General features: G+C 48.7%; 19 protein-coding genes. All 19 read right to left on the reverse strand.

What is annotated here, in order from left to right:
• Nucleotides 1-4: 4 nt before the first annotated feature.
• The 19 genes from fliQ to fliD all read right to left on the reverse strand — a co-directional run bounded on the left by fliQ (nt 5) and on the right by fliD (nt 18,421).
• Nucleotides 5-274, reverse strand: coding sequence for a flagellar biosynthesis protein FliQ (gene fliQ, locus G7083_RS02165; protein ID WP_166013375.1), 270 nt, complete (start codon nt 272-274; stop codon nt 5-7).
• A 13-nt stretch (nt 275-287) separates the two neighbouring features.
• Nucleotides 288-1,187 (reverse strand): flagellar type III secretion system pore protein FliP, encoded by a 900-nt coding sequence (fliP, locus tag G7083_RS02170; protein WP_166013376.1) that lies wholly within the window; start codon nt 1,185-1,187, stop codon nt 288-290.
• Nucleotides 1,165-1,554: a flagellar biosynthetic protein FliO gene (gene fliO, locus G7083_RS02175; protein WP_166013377.1), complete on the reverse strand. Its 390-nt coding sequence runs from the start codon at nt 1,552-1,554 to the stop codon at nt 1,165-1,167. The genes fliP and fliO overlap by 23 nt, the downstream gene beginning before the upstream one ends.
• A gap of 3 nt (nt 1,555-1,557) precedes the next feature.
• On the reverse strand, nt 1,558-1,968 hold the full coding sequence (gene fliN / locus G7083_RS02180; protein ID WP_166013378.1) for a flagellar motor switch protein FliN: 411 nt from the start codon (nt 1,966-1,968) through the stop codon (nt 1,558-1,560).
• Nucleotides 1,969-2,061: 93 nt separating this feature from the next.
• A complete protein-coding gene (gene fliM, locus G7083_RS02185) occupies nt 2,062-3,111 on the reverse strand; it encodes a flagellar motor switch protein FliM (RefSeq protein ID WP_166013379.1) in 1,050 nt (349 codons plus the stop codon).
• A 7-nt stretch (nt 3,112-3,118) separates the two neighbouring features.
• Complete coding sequence (gene fliL / locus G7083_RS02190) at nt 3,119-3,616, reverse strand: flagellar basal body-associated protein FliL (protein ID WP_166013380.1); 498 nt, start codon at nt 3,614-3,616, stop codon at nt 3,119-3,121.
• A gap of 34 nt (nt 3,617-3,650) precedes the next feature.
• Nucleotides 3,651-5,231, reverse strand: a complete 1,581-nt coding sequence (locus G7083_RS02195) for a flagellar hook-length control protein FliK (protein ID WP_166013381.1) — start codon at nt 5,229-5,231, stop codon at nt 3,651-3,653.
• Between the two features lie 212 nt (nt 5,232-5,443).
• Nucleotides 5,444-5,887, reverse strand: coding sequence for a flagellar export protein FliJ (gene fliJ / locus G7083_RS02200; RefSeq protein WP_166013382.1), 444 nt, complete (start codon nt 5,885-5,887; stop codon nt 5,444-5,446).
• Between the two features lie 13 nt (nt 5,888-5,900).
• A complete protein-coding gene (gene fliI / locus G7083_RS02205; RefSeq protein ID WP_166013383.1) occupies nt 5,901-7,220 on the reverse strand; it encodes a flagellar protein export ATPase FliI in 1,320 nt (439 codons plus the stop codon).
• A 3-nt stretch (nt 7,221-7,223) separates the two neighbouring features.
• On the reverse strand, nt 7,224-8,024 hold the full coding sequence (gene fliH / locus G7083_RS02210) for a flagellar assembly protein FliH (RefSeq protein ID WP_166013384.1): 801 nt from the start codon (nt 8,022-8,024) through the stop codon (nt 7,224-7,226).
• A gap of 89 nt (nt 8,025-8,113) precedes the next feature.
• Nucleotides 8,114-9,160 (reverse strand): flagellar motor switch protein FliG, encoded by a 1,047-nt coding sequence (gene fliG / locus G7083_RS02215; protein ID WP_166013385.1) that lies wholly within the window; start codon nt 9,158-9,160, stop codon nt 8,114-8,116.
• Nucleotides 9,153-10,892, reverse strand: coding sequence for a flagellar basal-body MS-ring/collar protein FliF (gene fliF, locus G7083_RS02220; protein ID WP_166013386.1), 1,740 nt, complete (start codon nt 10,890-10,892; stop codon nt 9,153-9,155). Before fliF ends, fliG begins: the two co-directional genes overlap by 8 nt.
• Nucleotides 10,893-10,907: 15 nt before the next feature.
• Complete coding sequence (gene fliE, locus G7083_RS02225) at nt 10,908-11,219, reverse strand: flagellar hook-basal body complex protein FliE (RefSeq protein WP_166013387.1); 312 nt, start codon at nt 11,217-11,219, stop codon at nt 10,908-10,910.
• 75 nt (nt 11,220-11,294) lie between these two features.
• A complete protein-coding gene (locus G7083_RS02230; RefSeq protein ID WP_166013388.1) occupies nt 11,295-12,779 on the reverse strand; it encodes a sigma-54 dependent transcriptional regulator in 1,485 nt (494 codons plus the stop codon).
• A gap of 2 nt (nt 12,780-12,781) precedes the next feature.
• A complete protein-coding gene (locus G7083_RS02235) occupies nt 12,782-13,837 on the reverse strand; it encodes an ATP-binding protein (RefSeq protein WP_166013389.1) in 1,056 nt (351 codons plus the stop codon).
• A 111-nt stretch (nt 13,838-13,948) separates the two neighbouring features.
• On the reverse strand, nt 13,949-15,415 hold the full coding sequence (locus G7083_RS02240; protein WP_166013390.1) for a sigma-54 dependent transcriptional regulator: 1,467 nt from the start codon (nt 15,413-15,415) through the stop codon (nt 13,949-13,951).
• A 231-nt stretch (nt 15,416-15,646) separates the two neighbouring features.
• The gene (gene fliS, locus G7083_RS02245; RefSeq protein WP_166013391.1) at nt 15,647-16,057 is read right to left on the reverse strand and encodes a flagellar export chaperone FliS; all 411 of its coding nucleotides are present in this window, start codon (nt 16,055-16,057) and stop codon (nt 15,647-15,649) included.
• Nucleotides 16,058-16,067: 10 nt separating this feature from the next.
• Nucleotides 16,068-16,373, reverse strand: coding sequence for a flagellar protein FliT (locus tag G7083_RS02250; protein WP_166013392.1), 306 nt, complete (start codon nt 16,371-16,373; stop codon nt 16,068-16,070).
• A gap of 44 nt (nt 16,374-16,417) precedes the next feature.
• On the reverse strand, nt 16,418-18,421 hold the full coding sequence (gene fliD, locus G7083_RS02255) for a flagellar filament capping protein FliD (protein ID WP_166013393.1): 2,004 nt from the start codon (nt 18,419-18,421) through the stop codon (nt 16,418-16,420).
• Between the last annotated feature and the right edge of the window lie 7 nt (nt 18,422-18,428).

Consider the following 18,428-nt stretch of genomic DNA (forward strand, 5'->3'; position numbering starts at 1 on the left):
GCTCCTAGTACAGAATCTGCGGCAGGCGCTCAACCATGCTGTAGAAAAAATCCATCAGCATTTGGGTCATCCAATGCCCAAAGAACATCAAGGCTAATAGCGTGATGATCAGACGCGGTAAAAAGCTCAGCGTCTGCTCGTTAATCGAAGTCGCTGCTTGAAAAATGGCCACCACGAGGCCAATCATCAAGCTCGGTATGATGATGGCACACACCATAACCAGCACCATCCATAGTGCTTCGCGAAACAGTTCGACAAATATCTCAGGGGTCATATTGTCGTTTCCATCACAAGGCAAAGCTGCTGGCTAAGGTCGATAATATCAGATTCCAACCATCCACCAACACGAATAACATCAATTTAAACGGTAGTGAGACAATCATCGGCGACAGCATCATCATACCCATCGCCATCAACACAGAAGCCACCACCAAATCGATGATTAAAAACGGTAAAAACAGCATAAAGCCGATTTGAAACGCGGTTTTCAGCTCTGAGGTGATAAAGGCTGGAATGAGTACCGCCATCGAAACTTGCTCCGGCTCGCTCACTTGTGATCCCGACATGGCAACAAAGGTTTCCAAATCATTCACCCGAGTCTGTTTGAGCATAAAGGCTTTCAGTGGTTGCTGGGCGACATCAAAGGCTTGGCGAGCAGAGATCTGCTCATCCAGATAGGGCTGCACCGCTTGTTGATTAATTTGATTAAACACCGGGGCCATAATAAAGAAAGTTAAAAACAGCGCAATACCAATAATCACTTGATTGGAGGGGGTCTGTTGTAAACCCATCGCTTGACGCAGAATCGACATCACCACCACAATCCGCGTAAATGAGGTCATTAAAATGACCATCGCCGGCAAGAAGCCGAGCATGGTCATCAGCGCTAAAATTTGCAGGTTGATCGAGTAATCTTCACTACCATCAGGATTGCTGGTCATAGTAAAAGCGGGGATCCCACCGCCACCACTGCGACTGCCTAATGCCATGGTTCTGGCGTTCGCTTGCTCTCTTTCCAGTGCGGTGACCGTGACTGATGAAGCGCCAGCAGCAGTTGATGGTATGCTGGTGGCCAGCGGCTCTTCGGCAAAAGCCAGCGCAGTAAACCCGAGTAAACTCGACAGCAGCCAAGTCGATAAGCCAGCGATCAACCAAGTGGTGAAATTAACTTTTTGCGTCTGTTTCATGTTTTTTTAGTAACTGCATCAATTGGTTGGAAAATGGACTGCTGAGCTGAGCCTCTTGCGGCAATGGCTGCTCAAGTTGGGCGAGCAATTGGATCGATTGGCTGGTCACGCCAATTAAATACTGTTGCTCCCCGGCTTGAATAATCATTACCCGCTCTTTGGTCCCAACCGGTAACTGTTTAACCACACTTAAACCATTGGATTGGCCAAACACCGGAACTCGCATCCGTTTTAGCAACCAAGCCAAAAATAAGATCAGCCCAATCACCAACAACAGCGACCCCAAAGTGGTCGCTAAATCGAGTTGGCTGCTAGGTGCCGCCAGAGCTGGGGTCGGGATAACCAGCAGAGTTGCCCATTTTCGCATCGGTTATCTCAGTTTCTTGATACGTTCAGTTTGGCTGATCACGTCAGTTAAACGGATCCCAAATTTGTCGTTGACCACGACCACTTCACCATGCGCAATCAGGGTACCATTTACCATCACATCCAGTGATTCACCGGCAATCCGATCCAACTCCACCACCGAGCCTTGGTTAAGCTGCAATAAATTACGAATACTGATTTTAGAACGGCCAACTTCCATTGAAATGGTAACTGGAATATCCATGATGGTATCCAGTTTACGCCGCTCATCCTCAGAAAATGCAGGCGCAGTGTTTTTTAGCTCTTCCAATGGTGCGGCCAATATTTCATCGATATCAATATCCGGCGCATTCGGATCTTCCCCTAGTGCCGCAGCCCACTCTTCGGCGAGTCTTTCATCTTCACTTTTTCCCATCTTCAACTACCTATTGTTCTGATCATGATGTGCTGAACGACAGCACTATTCTGCAAATTACCAAGTTAACGCAAACGAATAACGGGGAGTGACTTACTCGAACCCATCTTGTTCTGCGTTTTCAAACTCGGCCATAATATCTTTACCTAAAAATGCCAGATCGGTTTTCACCACATCTGGCCGTTTGATTTTCTCGGACACTTGTACCGCCATTTTTTCACCGGAACGGCCCATTTTAACACGGTAGGTCGGCAGCTCTTCGACAAACATCACTGCATGCTCTGGCATTTTAACCGGGATCACATCCCCTACTTGCAGTTCCATCAAATCGCGCAGGGCAATATCCATTTCGAGCAAATTGACGCGAAAATTGACCGGCACATCCATGATCTCTTCACGCAGCGCCGTGCTCCAACGCACGTCAGTTTCCATCTTATCCGACTGCACACCCGCATCGAGCAGTTCGCGGATCGGTTCTACCATCGAGTAAGGCATCACCATGTGGAAATCACCACCGCCACCATCCACTTCAACGTGGAATGAACTCACCACGATCACTTCGGTCGGGCTGACAATATTCGCCATACTCGGGTTCACTTCAGAATCGAGGTATTCGAACTCGACCCCCATCACCGGCGACCACGCTTCTTTATAGTCAGCAAACACGATTTTGAGCAGTAACTGGATCACGCGGCGTTCTGTTGGGGTAAATTCACGCCCTTCAATACGCGCATGGTAGCGACCATCACCACCAAAGAAGTTTTCCACCAGAATGAAAACTAAGCGGGCTTCCATGGTGACTAAGGCTGTGCCTTTTAATGGACGAAAACGCACCATGTTCAAACTGGTTGGAACGTACAAAGTATTTTGGTATTCACCAAATTTCATCATTTGTACGCCGTTAATTGATACCTCGGCCGTTTTTCGCAACATATTAAACAGACTGATGCGTAAGTGGCGTGCAAAACGTTCATTGATAAGCTCCAGCGTTGGCATTCGCCCACGAACGATACGATCTTGGGAAGAAAAATCGAAGCTGGTCGCACTGGAGCCCGATTGGGGTAACTCCTCTTCTTCCTCATCAACACTATCCACACCGTGCAGTAGTGCATCAATCTCGTCTTGGCTTAATAAATCAGTCACATATCACCTATTGCATTACGAAGTCGGTAAACAGCACTTTTTCAATCACTGGCTTGCCGACGGCCATATTGAGTGCCGCTTTAATGTCTTCCGTCGCTTTATCACGCAGTTCAATTCGGCCATTAGGTGTACGCAACTGCTCAACCGTTGCCGAAGCAAAGGTCGCCAACAAAGAGCTTTCAATCAGGGGAGAGTGGTAACGGGCTAAATTCTCGTTTTCACCACCACGCACCATCAATTGCACCTTAATCTGCACCATGCGATCACGACTATCACCGGTGACATTAAACACAAAGGGTTGCGCAATATTAACATAAGCGACTGGTGCGATTTGGTTGGCAGCCGATTGCCCGCTTTGCGAATCTCCTGCCGTGGTTTTATCTTCTGAACCCAGCATAAAAAACGCCGCGCCAGCAACACCGAGCAGCAATACCACGCCAGCAATAATCAGCAGCAGTTTACTCTTGCCCTTCGAAGCGGTGGTTGCCAGATCTTGTTCTGCCATAATGACCTCTGTATGTGGTTAATTTTGTATAAGTTTAAGCGTAATAACTGATTCCATCACGCTTTGTTGCCACATTCAAATCAAGTTTGATGTCGGTATCAAGCTTTTCTTCGCTATGCCATGGTTCATGGCTGCTGGTTTGCGCAAATTCTGTGCTTTGCTGCCAATTTTGTTGCTGTCCTGTACTTTGCTGCTTTACCGAGCTTTCACCTAATTGCACGCCTTGCTGAGCCAGCATTTCGCGCAGCCTTGGCAAGGTTTGCTCTAACAGATCTCGCGCTTGGGAATTGGCTACCGTAAAGTGAACATTCGCACCATCCCCTTGCATATTGAGTCGGATCTGCAAGCGGCCCATTTCTGGTGGATCAAGACGAATATCGATATTTTTCAAATTCTTCGATAGCATCATTTGCACCCGCTCTGCCATCTGTTCTGCGGCCAGATCTTTATGCAAATGCAATGCGCTAGCAGGGTTCGCGACTATGTTTGGCTCAGCGCGCGGCAAAGTGGCGGTTGGTCCAGTCAAGCCTGCGGCGGCGATTTGTTCAGCCAGCCCCTCTTGCCCAGACTCAGCGGTGATTGAGCGCATAGGCTCAGTCACCCCGCGGCCAGCGAAACTGGTGAGCAGTGCTGAGTCGGCCATTAATGATTCTGGATTCAAGCTTGCCTGAGCACTTAGCCGCGAAGAGGCCGTGGGAGTCGCCACACTCAACATGTCGATAGCATCATTGGCAAGATGCGGCGATAAACCACTACTAACGGCGGCGGTAGCCGATTGTCCTGTCGATTGCGGAGCCAGCCGATCCACAGTAAATCCTTTGCTGTGAGCAGGATCCTCAAGTACAGCCGCTCGCCAAGGAATTGCAGCCAGACCTAACTCACTGGCCTCAGAGGGAGCGGACAGCGCATTTACTGCTGGCGCAAACTCAGCACTGACTAAGCCAGAATCCGATTCGTTTGCTCCATCCGCCACCATACGCGCAACTGAGGGTTGAGCTTGTTCCGTTCCCACTATCGCCGATGGCGCTAGCAACGAAGCAAAAGAGTCTAGCGCCCCTTCTGCTTCTTCTGCTTCAAACAATGAAATCCTATTATTGGACTCAATCTCTGCCATCTCAGTCGTCGGCAAGCCTTTGCCATGCTGAGTATTCAACGTTTGATTGGCTTGTTGCAAGCGACCAAGCAACTGATCCCCCTCGCTGATCGCTTGTGCCGCTTTTCGTTCTAACGCATCGGAGGTTAATGCACGTCGCTCATCGCTATCGGGCGCGGCTTGGCTATCAAAAGCCGGATCGACAAACACCTCGCTATCGAGCAAAGCGAGGTCGTCTGTCGTCGACGATAGCTCGCCTACCGTTTGTTCGGCATCTTCGCCCCGTTCATCAACAGCCGGGTGGTCGGTTGCTGAAACCCGATTGGCCAGTTGTTGCGCGCTGGCTGCAGTTTGCTCTGTGTCATCTCGATCTGCCGCTTTAGCACCAAAAATTAAACTATGTAACTGGGCAAAAAAACCTGTGCTAGATTGGTTATCTTGCGCCTCGACACCAGTTGCGGTGCTTTTCGCTACAGAGCTGGCTTTATTCGCTTCAGACGATGGGGTGAGGTTTACATTCATATTCGCTACTCGCACAGTGGGATATGAGTTTAGGTATTGGCCAAGCTGGCCATCCGTGCAATCCCAGGCTATCAACTCATCGCTCATGATTGACCTATCGGTCGTGGTTACAAAAAAACAAGCAAAAAACACGCCAGATAAACCAAAAACACTGAATCACGATAGCAGCGAACCTTGGTAAGCCGAGCCAGCAAAGAGTAAGGAGAGACGACCTATAAGGAGAGACGACGCCGATTAAATATCAGCGTGGAAAATTCATCCATCTGATTTTGCTCGCGTTTGGCTTGTAATTGCTGACGTTCTACTTGTTTTTTCTCAATCAACCATTGGTAAGATTTGCGCTTTTGACGCAGGCTCATCCAGTGTTGTTGACTATTTTCAACCTGTAGCCGAAAGTGCTGTTCAGCACTTCTTTGTTTGGCCAGCGTTTCATCAAGCTGAGTGAGAAAGCGATTTAAGTGACCATATTGACTGGCGGTTAGCCCAGATTGACCACGTGCCACCAACTGCTGACAATATTCCAAGCGATACTGCTCTATTTGCCGAAGTTGCTGGTAATAGCTCTCCAGCTCGCTGCGCGCTTTACTCAGTGCCAGCACCGCTTGATCTTCTTGTTCCTGGATCTGTTCGAGCAGAAAATCTAATGCGTTATCCATTTAACCCTGCCCTTTAGCTGCTCAATACATGGCGTAGCATATTAACGCACATCTCATAGGGTACCGTTTCTTTCATTGCCTGTTGCAGGTATTGATCGAGTTTAGGTTTGAGTGTGAAGGCCGCATCAATCGCTTTATCAGTGCCGGGTTTATAGGCACCAATCGAGACTAAATCTTGATTCTTACGGCATACCGAAAGGATCTGCCTCACCGCCTTAGACATCAACATATGTTCATCGGTAGTGATCTGTGGCATCACTCGGCTGACCGATTTTTCCACATCAATCGCCGGATAATGGCCCGCATCGGCCATTTCTCGTGATAATACGATGTGACCATCCAGAATCGCTCGCGAAGCATCGGCAATCGGATCTTGCAAATCATCACCTTCGGTTAACACGGTAAAAAAGGCGGTGATCGAACCTTGTTGGGGGCCACCATTACCCGCCCGCTCCACCAAAGCAGGAAGTTTAGCAAATACCGAGGGGGGATAACCTTTGGTAGCTGGCGGCTCACCAACCGAGAGAGCAATTTCACGCTGTGCTTGGGCAAAGCGGGTTAACGAATCCATCAGCAACAAAACATCTAAGCCTTGATCACGAAAATATTCAGCAATGGTTAACGCTGTTTGGCAGCCTTTTAAACGCATCAAGGGTGAAGCATCGGCAGGCGCAGCCACCACAACGGAACGCTGACGACCATCGACACCGAGGATCTCTTCGATAAACTCTTTAACTTCGCGTCCCCGCTCACCGATCAGTCCAACCACTACCACTTGTGCAGTCGTGCCACGCGTCATCATACCGAGCGTGACCGATTTACCGACCCCTGAACCGGCAAATAGACCAATTCGCTGGCCTTTACCTACCGTTAAGAGTCCATTGACCGCTTTAATCCCCACATCTAACGGTTCACTGATCGGTTTACGTGCCAGCGGATTAAGCGGCACGCCATTCAATGAAGCGCGCTGATCGGTGTAGATAGGACCGAGTCCATCAAGAGGATTACCGACGCCATCAATCACTCGACCCAGCAGTTCCATACCAACCGGCAATCCTGATTCGGCGGTGATGGGCGTAACTTTGGCTCCCGGCAGTACCCCAATGATTTGTTCGCTGGGCATCAAAAACAGGTTGTTGCCAGAAAAGCCGACCACTTCTGCTTCGACCTCTCCATTCATGGTTTCGACTTTGCACAAGCTGCCAACTGGGGCTTTGCAGCCTGTCGCCTCCAGAGTCAGCCCCACAACGCGCACCAACTTGCCAGAAGCCATTGGTCGGGTGGTATGACCTGTCACCTTGTATTGGGCAAGACGCTCGGCTAACGCCAACATCGCTTACTCTCCCGGGTGGTGGCGATTGATGCCACAAAAACTTTGCAATACGCTGCGGATCCGCTCTTCCAGCCGATAGCTCACGCTCGATTCTCCAGCATCAATTTGTACATCGCCACGACTTAACGCGGGCTCACTCAGTAGTGTCCAGTGGCGAGTGGCAATCTCCTGCTCACCATAGGCTTGGCGAATGATCTCAACATCTTCCGGATTGAGTTTAAGGGTAATGGCATGGCCTGCGATCGGTAAGGCTTCAACCGAGGCTTTCAGTGTATCTAAGATCACTTGCGGATTAGTCTGCACTTCAACATGCACTACTTCTTTGACCAGTGCTAACACCATATTCACCAACTGCTTTTCCACTTGCGCATTGAGCAAATCCAGTGGCTGAGCAAATTGATTGGCCAGATCGATAAAGGTTTGCACATGTTGTTGGATCTGCGCTTGCCCTTCTTCCATACCGAGTTGGTAGCCTTGTGGCTGCCCTTCGTCATGTCCCGCTTGCCAGCCTTCTGTTTTACCTTGCTCAAAACCTTGTTGATAGCCTTCTGCTTGCCCTTGTGCAAACCCTTCTTGCTGGGCAGCTAAGCGAATTTGCTCGATTTCTTGCGCAGTTAATTCCAGCTCGACTTCCGGCTCTGTAGCGGAAAAATCAGGCATCCAGCCGGGATCGTAATTAAAAGCGGTCGGTTTGGCCGCGGGTTCAGTGGCGGAGCCGTAATCCGGTAGTCCCCATTTTTGCGCGGTGACCGCATTATCGTCGATACCTGGGCGAATAAACCCACGCTTTCTTTCACCAGACATTGTGGTCCTCAATTATGCAACCTGTGCAAGCTCATGCAAACTCATTCAAAACTTATCGCTCAATCAAGGCCGACTCAGGCCAGGATTGATTACAAGAATTCGTCGGCACCACCGCCCAGAATCAATTCACCGTTATCAGCCATACGGCGTGCAATTGCCAAAATCTCTTTTTGCGCGGTTTCGACATCCGAGACTTTAATCGGCGGCATCGCTTCAAGATCATCTTTCATCAACTCAGCGGCACGTTTCGACATGTTCTTAAAGATTTTGTCACGCAAGGCATCATCAGCACCTTTGAGCGCTTTTTGCAGTACATCCTGCGGTACATCACGCAGCAATTTTTGAATCCCTTGATCGTCGACTTCAACCAAGTTTTCGAATACAAACATCAAGTCTTGGATCTGGGTTGCCAAATCTTCATCTTGGTCACGCATCTGATCCATTAACACACTTTCGATATTATTATCGAGATAGTTCATGATCTCTGCCGCCGCTTTCAAGCCGCCAATTTTGGCCGCTTGTGCCCCCGCTTGACCTGCAAACTGTTTCTCCATGATTTCATTCAACTCAGCCAGTGCCGAAGGTTGCACCTCTTCCAAGTTGGCAATCCGCATCAACAGATCCAGTCGGTCACGCTCAGAGAACTGGGCCAAAATTTCTGCCGATTGATCTGGGTCAAGGTAGGATAAAACAATGGTTTGGATCTGTGGGTGTTCATTAACAATAATGCTCGCCACTTGGCGTGGATCCATCCATTTGAGTGAATCCAAACCTTTCGAGCCGGTGCCGAGTAAGATTTGATCGACTAAGTTATTGGCTTTATCCGCTCCGAGTGCCGCTACCAACGCATTGCGTAGGAAGTCTTCACTGCCCATCCCAATATTGGTGTATTTCTGAATATCTTCTAAAAAGGCACGGTGCACCGCTGAAACTTTGCTTTGGCTTAAATCTTTAGCGCGCGCCATCGCACTCCCCACCCGCTGTACCTGTTTGGGTTCAAGGTGACGAATAATGCCAGCCGCATCCGCTTCGTTTAGGCTTAACAACAAAATTGCCGCTTTCTCTTCGCCGGGAATTTCACTGATATCAATCGTGGATTCGATAACTTCACCACCATTTGGATTATCTTTAGCCATTTTGCATCCAGTTCTTCACTACTTGAGCCGCAAGCTCCGGCTCATTTGCCACCAATGCACGTACCGCTTTCAGTACGTCCTCATCTTTGTGAAGATTCGGTAAATCAATGCCTGAACCAAATTCAAACAGTTCACCATTCTCAATTTCACTACCGATTAAACTGGTTTCACCATCCATCCCAATCGGCATACCATCTGGGCCATACATGGCGTCATCGGAATCCGCGGTCGGGTTGATGAGTTTCTTCATCGCTGGGCGCACCAATACCAGCACCACAATGATGATCACTAATGCGCTGGCTAACCAACGGATCCAGTCATTGAAGTTCGGGTGTTCCCAAATTGGAATATCGGCGATTTGCTCGATTTCTGGCTCGGCAAACGGCATGCTCAGGACATTCAACAAGTCGCCACGACTTTCACTAAAACCCACCGTACCGATTAAAATCTGACGAATGGAATGAAGATCAGCTTCACTCAACGGGGTATAAGTCACTTCCCCTGTTTCCGGATTGATACTTGAGCGACTTTTTACCGCCACTGCGATGGTCTGCCGATTAACCACGCCCGACTGTTTACGCTCATGACTAATGGTAGTATCCAACTCATAGTTACGGGTCGCTTCTTTATGCACCGAACCTTGACCAAGCACCGAACCATCTTTCATCTGTGCTACATCTTGTGGGATTGAAGCATCTGCGGGCGGCTGGTTACTCAACGCACCTGGCACCCCGGCAATCACGCTGCCATTATTGTAATCTTCTAGTGTGTATTCACTGCGAGTCGCTGGTGTATTGGGGTCAAACACTTTACGGGTCTGCTCTACAGCGGTGAAATCCAGTTTAATATCCACTTGAGCGGTGTAATTGCCCAAGCCAAGGATCGGGATCAAGACGGAGTCGATTTTGCCACGCAGCGTCTCTTCTTGCTGCTGTTCTAACTCTTGCTCTTTACGGCGCGCCGCCGATACGGGATCTTGCGAACCTGAACTGAGCAAACGACCATGTTGATCGGTCACCGTAACACGGCTCGGTCTCATGCCTGGTACCGCACTCGCCACCATATCAACCACCGCATCCACTTCCTGCTGTTTGAGGTTGGTGCCAGTGCGCAAGGTGAGAAAAACTGAGGCTGACGCTTCTTGATTATGGCGTACAAACACACTCTGTTTTGGCAGGGCAAGTAATACGCGCGCTTTATTGATTTGACGCATCTCTTCAATGGCTTTAGCCAATTGCCGCTCACGGCTCAGTTTTAAACGCTCTTGCTCTAAGCGCTGCGAAACCCCAAAGCCCATATCCTGCATCAAGATTTCATCACCCGCTTGACGCTGTTGATTTAACCCAGCACGCAGCATCGCCAGCTTAAGGCTGTTGTAATCACTCGCTGGCACCGAAATGGTGTTGCCATCGAGTTTGTATTGTTGTTTCTGCTGGTCGAGATAATCAAGCACCGGGATCAGTTCTTCGGTCTCGTAAGCCCCCAGTGGGCGCATTTCTGGCTCACGCACCCAGAAGAACAGCATCACAATCAGCGCAACGCAGATCGAAATAGACAGCACCAATACCACTTGGCGCAATAAATCCAGATCGCCAACAGTAAAGTCCAGTTTGCTGCTTTTTTCGTTAAGGTCTGGATTTTGTGTATCGAGCGCAAGCTCTGAACTGGCCAATAAAGCTTGATCACCACTGGTGGTCAATGCGATATCGGTAGTTTGTTTATCATCGGCCACAGTCTGCTACCCAAATTATACTGGCATGTTCATCAGTTCTTTATACGCATCAACCAATTTGTTACGTACTTGAATGGTGGCTTCGAAAGCCACACTCGACTTGTTACGCGCGATCATCACATCAGAAAGTGAAATCCCTTCGTCACCACGATCAAAGCGCATCTGCAAATCGCTAGAGGTTTGCTGTAGGCCATTAACGTTGTTGATCGCGTTAGTCAGCATCGCGCCAAAGTCTGCGCCAATTTTCTGACCAGTTGCGCTGGGTTGAGTATTGGTCGCCTCAAACATCATCGCGCGCATTTCACTGTTTAATCCATCAAGTCTCATTGCTACCTCTGATGTCAATTGTTTGACTCAAAAATCGTATCGCTCACTCTCACCAGCAATTTATATGCCATGCCCTTAGCCTGGAATATCAATCCCAGCATCACGCATCTTCGCCAGTTTGTAGCGCAAAGTGCGTGGGCTAATGCCCAGCTTTTCCGCCATCTCCTTACGGCGCCCCTGACATTCGGCCAAGGTATCAAGGATAATGGCAAACTCTTGATCGCGCAGCTCACCGCCTAAACCGGCACTGGAAGTCAGCGAACCAGCAGCAGAGGTACTTGCCGTGGAAGGGCTTGCCGTGGCTAAAGAGCTTGGCTGATGGGTTTCCGAGGCCAAAGCTTGATCGCGCTGCGGCTCGGCTAGCAGTTTAATCTCAGGTGCTGGCATCGCTTCACCAGCGACCGCTTGTTGCAGACTGCTCGCATCATGCCAGTCCACCCCTTCGAGTAGAATGTGCTCACTACCAATGTGACCATTCTCACTTAAAATCAGTGCGCGCTGCACGACGTTATCCAGTTCACGAACATTACCTGGCCACGGGTAATTAAGGAGTTTATTCAGCGCCGCAGGAGCGATACTGGGCACGGGCAATCCTAACTTTTTACAGTGGCGTTCCACTAAATGGTTCGCCAGTGGTTCAATGTCACCCTTCCGTTGCTGCAAGGCCGGCCAAGTGATTGGAAACACATTAAGGCGATAGTATAAATCCTCTCGAAAACACTGTGCTTGCACATACTGTTTAAGGTCACGATTACTGGTGGCGAGAACGCGTACATCAAGCTTAATGCTTTTACGGCTGCCTAAGCGTTCCACTTCACGCTCTTGCAGTACGCGCAGTAGCTTGGCTTGTAGGTTCAAATCCATTTCACTGATCTCATCGAGCAAAATGGTTCCGCCTTGCGCCTGCTCAAACTTGCCTGGACAAGCTTGCACCGCACCGGTAAAAGCGCCTTTTTCATAGCCAAACAGCGTTGCTTCAAGCATATTTTCAGGAATGGCTGCGCAGTTGATCGCCACAAATGGTCCCTCTCTGCGCGGCGAAGCGTTGTGAATATAACGCGACATTACCTCTTTACCCGAACCACTCGGCCCTAAAATCATCACGTTCGCATCGGTTTTTGCCACTTTATCCGCTAATGCCAACAATTTTAGGCTTTGCGGATCAGCCACCACCGCATCACCATTATCATCGGATTTGACTGGCGCGTAGCGGCTGACCATATTAAGCAGCACTTCTGGGGCAAACGGTTTGGCCATGTAGTCAATCGCGCCATCTTTCATCGCTGCAACCGCATCTTGAATATTGGCGTAAGCGGTCATTAACAACACGGGTAAATTCGGCCAATGCTGTTTAATGCTACGTAATAGTGCCAGCCCGCCCATACCAGCCATTTGCACATCAGACACCACTATATCGACGCTGTTTGCTTTGAGTTTAAGCAGCGCCTCTTCTGCACAATCTGCTTCTAGCCACTCGTATCCGGCTAAAGCTAAGGTATCGATCAATGCTTCGCGTAGACCTTCATCATCTTCTACGATTAAGACTTTGCTTTGAGCCATCTTCACTCTCCAGTCACTGAATTTGAGCTATCCATTGGTTGACGCTCAAGAGGGATGCACATGGTAAAACACGCTCCTTCTCCCTCTTTAGAGATCAGTTCTAATCGCCCACCATGGGCACGGCATACCATTTGCACGACCGCTAAGCCAAGGCCTGTCCCTTGTGAGCGAGTGGTGAAAAAGGGTTCCATAATTTTGCGCTGTAATGCTTCAGGCACTCCTGGGCCATTATCTTGTACTGAAATCTTCAATTCGCCCTGCACTGGCCGAAAAAACACATCAATTTGTGCGTTTTTACCTGCCATTTGTAGCGCATTCAGCACTAAATTACTCAGTGCGGAGGCTAAAGCGTTGGCATTTCCAAGCAGGGTAATGTCTTCACCTTCCACTTCTTGACCATAATCGATGTGGCTATTTTTCAAGGCGCTTTCGATCATCGGCATAAATTCTGCAGCCAGATCACCAATCGAAAAAGGCGCAACCACTTTATTATCACCGCCTTTCGCAAACAGCAGCATATCATTCACTTGCTTTTCGAGATCGTGCAATCTATCGACCAGTTTACTTTGGAAACGCTCGCGAGTTGCAGGAGCAAGATTTGGCGCAGCAAGATTAGCTGCATACAACAAGGCACTCGACAATGGCGTGCGCACTTGATGAGCCAATGATGCGACCATATGTCCCAGTGAAGATAGGCGTTGTAAATCACTGATCCGCGACTGTAATAAGCGGGTTTCTGTGAGGTCAGTGATCAAAATAAGCTGGCCAGTCGCCGAGGCTGAAATCGCCAAGCGCACCTTGCGTCCATTACGTAACGAGATTTCATGGCCATCATCTTCGCGCGGCGCAAACGCAACTTGGATCACGCTGTACCATTTTTCGCCCACCAGTGAGATGTCCAGCAAACGCTGCGCTTCAGGGTTGGCCTCGCGCACGATACCTTGAGTATCAAGCAAAATCACCCCAGCAGGCATCACATCGAGCACTTGTTTATAGCGCTCAACTTGATCTTCCAGCGAGTCCAAATGGGAGTGCTGCTCTAGCATTGGGCTCATCATTCACTCTCCATCCTCTAAAGACAATAATGGCTTGACAAGCAAGAGCCACGCCAAGCCATTAAGCTTAATAATCAACATGTTAAAATTAAAAACAGATTAACAATATGCTTTTTAGCGCTGCATATTATATTTGCGCATTTTTTCCACCAAAGTCGTGCGACGCATCCCCAACAGATCGGCCGCTCTGGCGACGACGCCACCTTGCACTTCAAGCGCTTGGTTGATCAGGTTGACTTCTAGATCGGCAAGCAGCTCTTTAAGGTTAACCCCTTCCGGTGGTAGCGCTTGGGGCAGATCAAGCTCTGCCGTGAATTCGTATGCCGGATCAAAATTGAAATCTTCCGCAAACAGGTCACATAACGCATCGCGCTCTTGCTCTTCCACCGAACTAAAGCGGTTTGACTCAGGCTGAAATTGCGGAATATCACTGTAACGATATTTGGTCGGTAGATGGTTAACATCCACTAAACTGTTGGGATACAGGATCATCATTCGCTCAACTAGGTTGGCTAATTCACGCACATTACCCGGCCAATCGTGTTCCATCAGTGAATGAATCGCTCTTGGTGTAAAGCAGATCGGCTGTGCACCTTCCGCTTCCATACGCGCCATTAACTCTTGCAGCAGCAAGGGAATATCATCAATCCGATCGCGCAATGCCGGCATTTCAATTGGGAACACGTTGAGACGGTAGTAGAGATCTTCGCGAAATTTCTGATCTTCGATCATGGCTTCCAAATTGCGGTGAGTAGCGGCAATCACTCGCACATTAGCTTTAATCGTGCTATTACCACCGACACGTTCAAAGCAGCGCTCTTGCAACACGCGCAGCAACTTGACTTGCATGCTCATTGGCATATCGCCGATTTCATCCAAAAACAGCGTGCCACCTTCGGCCAGTTCAAAACGACCTTTGCGAGCGGTAATCGCCCCCGTAAAGGCGCCTTTCTCGTGACCAAATAGCTCACTTTCTAGCAAATCAGCAGGGATCGCTCCACAATTGATCGGCACAAAAGGACCATTACGGCGTCCTGAGTGATAATGAATATTACGCGCGACCACCTCTTTACCGGTGCCAGAGTCGCCCAAAATCATCACATTCGCTTCGGTGCTTGAAACTTGTTCAATCAGGTGACGAACATCTTGAATACCACTACTTTGGCCCACTAGGCTACGAAATAGTGTGTTGTTACGTGCGCAGGCCAAGACTTGCACACCTTTGCGCCCGAGAAATTCTTTACAGTGACGCAGCGCTTCACTTAACTGTGGGTAATTGAGCGGAAACTCTAATTCACCCACATAATGGGGAAATTCATCTAATGAATAAGGCTGTTTGTTGGCCAGCAGTAGTGGAATATGGTTGGCTTTACTCAAAGAGTGAATTAATGCTTCAGACAGCGTTTGTTCACGCAAAGAGCCTAAAATACATCCGGCCCACACAGTTGACCAATTGACTTGATCAATTTGCGTAGACTCAATGATCTCACACTGCTCTCCTACAAACTCTAAAATAACACTGAGGATTAGCCGGATCTTGGCATCGTCCTCAATTACAAGTAGTTTCGCTACACTCTGCATAGGTGAGATTATTTGCCTTTATGATAAAAAGTTGTGGTTACACTTTTTGTCATCATTTTCAGGTGATTGATTTTTGTTATAAATACTGAACAAACGATGAACAATTGGTGAACTTTAGCAACAAAAAAAGCCACTTGGCTAGTTAGTGGCTTCTATTCTATTTAAATCAGCAAATAAGGCAACCAAGCATTTGCTTGGTGTGATGTGTGTTAAAAGTTTCTGTAATAGAAATCAGATGCCCACATCGGCTGCCGTTAAATTATGAAATTCAGCTGGAATTTGATCCCACGCCGATTTTATTTCGCGGATAATCTCAATCACATCATCTAATAACTGTGGATCATTTTTATGATTGGCTTGAGTAATTTGGTTAACCATAAAGTCATACAGTTGATCGAGGTTTTTGGCAATATCCCCACCATCTTCCATCGACAAACAACTGCGCAAACTGATGATAATATCGAGCGCTTTACCTAAACGTTCACCTTTGACCGGAATGTTGCCTTGCTGCATGGCCGCTTTACCTTGGATCAGGCGCTCAATCGCTCCGGCCATCAACATCTGGACAATTTTATGCGGAGAGGCCGCACTGAGTTGGCTATCCACTGATACTTTTTTGTACGCCTGTAAAGAACCACGCATAGTCTTCCTCTTATAAAAACTTTTTGTATTGCTGAACCGATTTCTTGCCGCGCCGATAATGATACAGCACTTGGCCGATTGCCACCGTTTTTGACTGCATCCGTTCAACAAGTTGTTGGGTGTTATCAATCGCTTGACGCCACAAATCTGATTGCGCCCATTCAGGGTGCTCGGCTAAATCGCTTAACAAGCTGTGCAACAGTTGTTCTCTGTTATCGACCAGTAGCAAAATATCTTCAGCATCAATCTCATCTTCAGCCAGCAGAGTGGTAATTTGTTGATCAAGATCACTTAAACGTTGCAGTTGTGTTTGCATCTTAATCACTTCCTCGCGGGATCAGTACCTCGCGTTGCCATGGTTTAGCCACCTAATGCCCCCATCATGCCAGCCAACTGTGACTGCATTTTGCTGGTAGCATCTTGCATGGCGCTAAATTTGGCATGGGTGCGTTTCTCTAAGCTATCCATGTGGCGATCCAACGAGCGCTGGTTATCGCCTAATCGGTAAGTTTGTTCGGTCAAACTTCTTTCACGTGTGCGGATTGAGCCTGTAACGCCAGTCATGCTGGCAATCGCATCTTCAACGCGTTTGGCAAAGCCTTGATTGCCACCAAAAAAATCCCCCAGCGTGTTGAAGTTATTATTCAGTTGCCGATCCAGCATCGTATAGTTGATTTCTAGCCCACCTTGCCGAGTGGTGGTAATACCAAATTCAGTCAGCGATTTTAGGTGTTCAGGGGCCTGCTCAATGCTGGATGAGAATACGTTTTTTAAGCGCGAATCGGCGCTGCGCACAATACTATCTCCGGCCAATGGACCGGCTTGTCCCGTTTGTGGATCGACACCAGATAATGCTTTGCTGATTTGAAAAAACTGGTTATAGGCCGCGACAAACTGTTCAATATCGTTGCGTACCCGATCGCGATCGTATTCAATCCCAATCGCAGGCGGAGCTTGATTGGGATCGGTCTTACCTTTGAGGGTTAGGTTCACCCCTTCAATGGCATTTTCAATAATATTGTTATTGCTCGATAACGTCGCGATGCCATCGAGCACCACCATCGAGTCTTGTGCCGCTTGCACCTCAAGCATGCCACCATAGCCATCAAAGGCGGCTTGCGCGGCAACAAGTGCGGTTTGTGCTTGCTCAACTTGTTCAATATAGTCACGCTCTTGGGCACTCAGTTGACTGCGAGCTTGCGCTTTGGCCTCTTCTGGGCTCATTTTGCCACTGCTCAGTGCCGCTTCCATTTGCGCCTGTTGCTTGGCTAATTTTTGATCGAGTTTTTGCTGCGCCTCTTGCGGTGTCAGGTAAGAATCCAGCAAGGTTCCTGAAGCGGTATTACTCCAACCGGGTATATTGGCGGCTTTTTGTTGTCCACTCGCATCCAACTCCGCTTCGGGCTCCCAATAAGAGTCGAGCAAAGTTCCTGAAGCGGTTTCGCTCCAGCCCGGAATTCGCTCTTCTGGTCTAAGATATTTTTTTGCCTCACTGGCCGCACTCGCCACTGTTTTCAGTGCGCTATCAGTCAGTTCGGCCGGATTGGTCACATCGTTTGCGGCACTATTTTGGGCAGTTTGTGCCGCCGAGCGAATTTCTTGCGCCACTTCTTGATCCACTAAACGCGCCGCCGCGCCGATTTTTTCGGCCACTGTAGCTGCGATTTTTTGCTGTTCAGGAGTCAATGGTGTGATCAATTGCTGCGCTTGAGCTCGGGCCTGTTCAAGATCAAGCACCCGCTGTTCGAGCGATTTGTATTCGAGTTGTTTGAGTGGATTACCAAGTTCAGCTTCCGCTGACATCTGCACTCGGTGATCTTTACCGGAAAGGTGGGAGGCAACAATCAGCCGCGGCCCTTGCACATCATTAATGATGGAGGCTCGCACCCCTGGATTGGATTTTTCACCATTAATGCCACGCACAATATCCACCAATTTGGCATTGGCCGGCACATCAAAAGTAAAATTCCTGCGCCCCAATGAAAGATGCAGCTTGCCCGGACCAAACTTTGCGTCTTTGTCTAAGACTTCAGAAGCAATTTTATGGCTTTGAGCAAGCTGCAGCACATCGACGGAATAGTTTCCAGCAATCGCTTCCGTGGTGGCGGTCGCGGAGATGACTTTTTCATCACTGGTATCCACTTTGCGTGCCGCAAAAGCTTTCTCCTGACGAAATTGGGTCATCAGATTTTTCATCGTATCCAGCGACTCTCTGAGTCGACCATAGGCACTAATACTGGTATCAATGTTCGCCCGCTCATTATCAATGCGTTGCTGTTTAGGTACCCGCTCCGCATTCACAATTTTGCTGACGACACCATTGATGTCAAAGCCAGTATTCATCCCCATCGGGCCTAAACTCATTCAATCA

Origin of the sequence: Vibrio sp. HDW18, from assembly GCF_011306175.1 — a bacterium.
Taxonomy (GTDB): Bacteria; Pseudomonadota; Gammaproteobacteria; order Enterobacterales; family Vibrionaceae; genus Vibrio; species Vibrio chanodichtyis.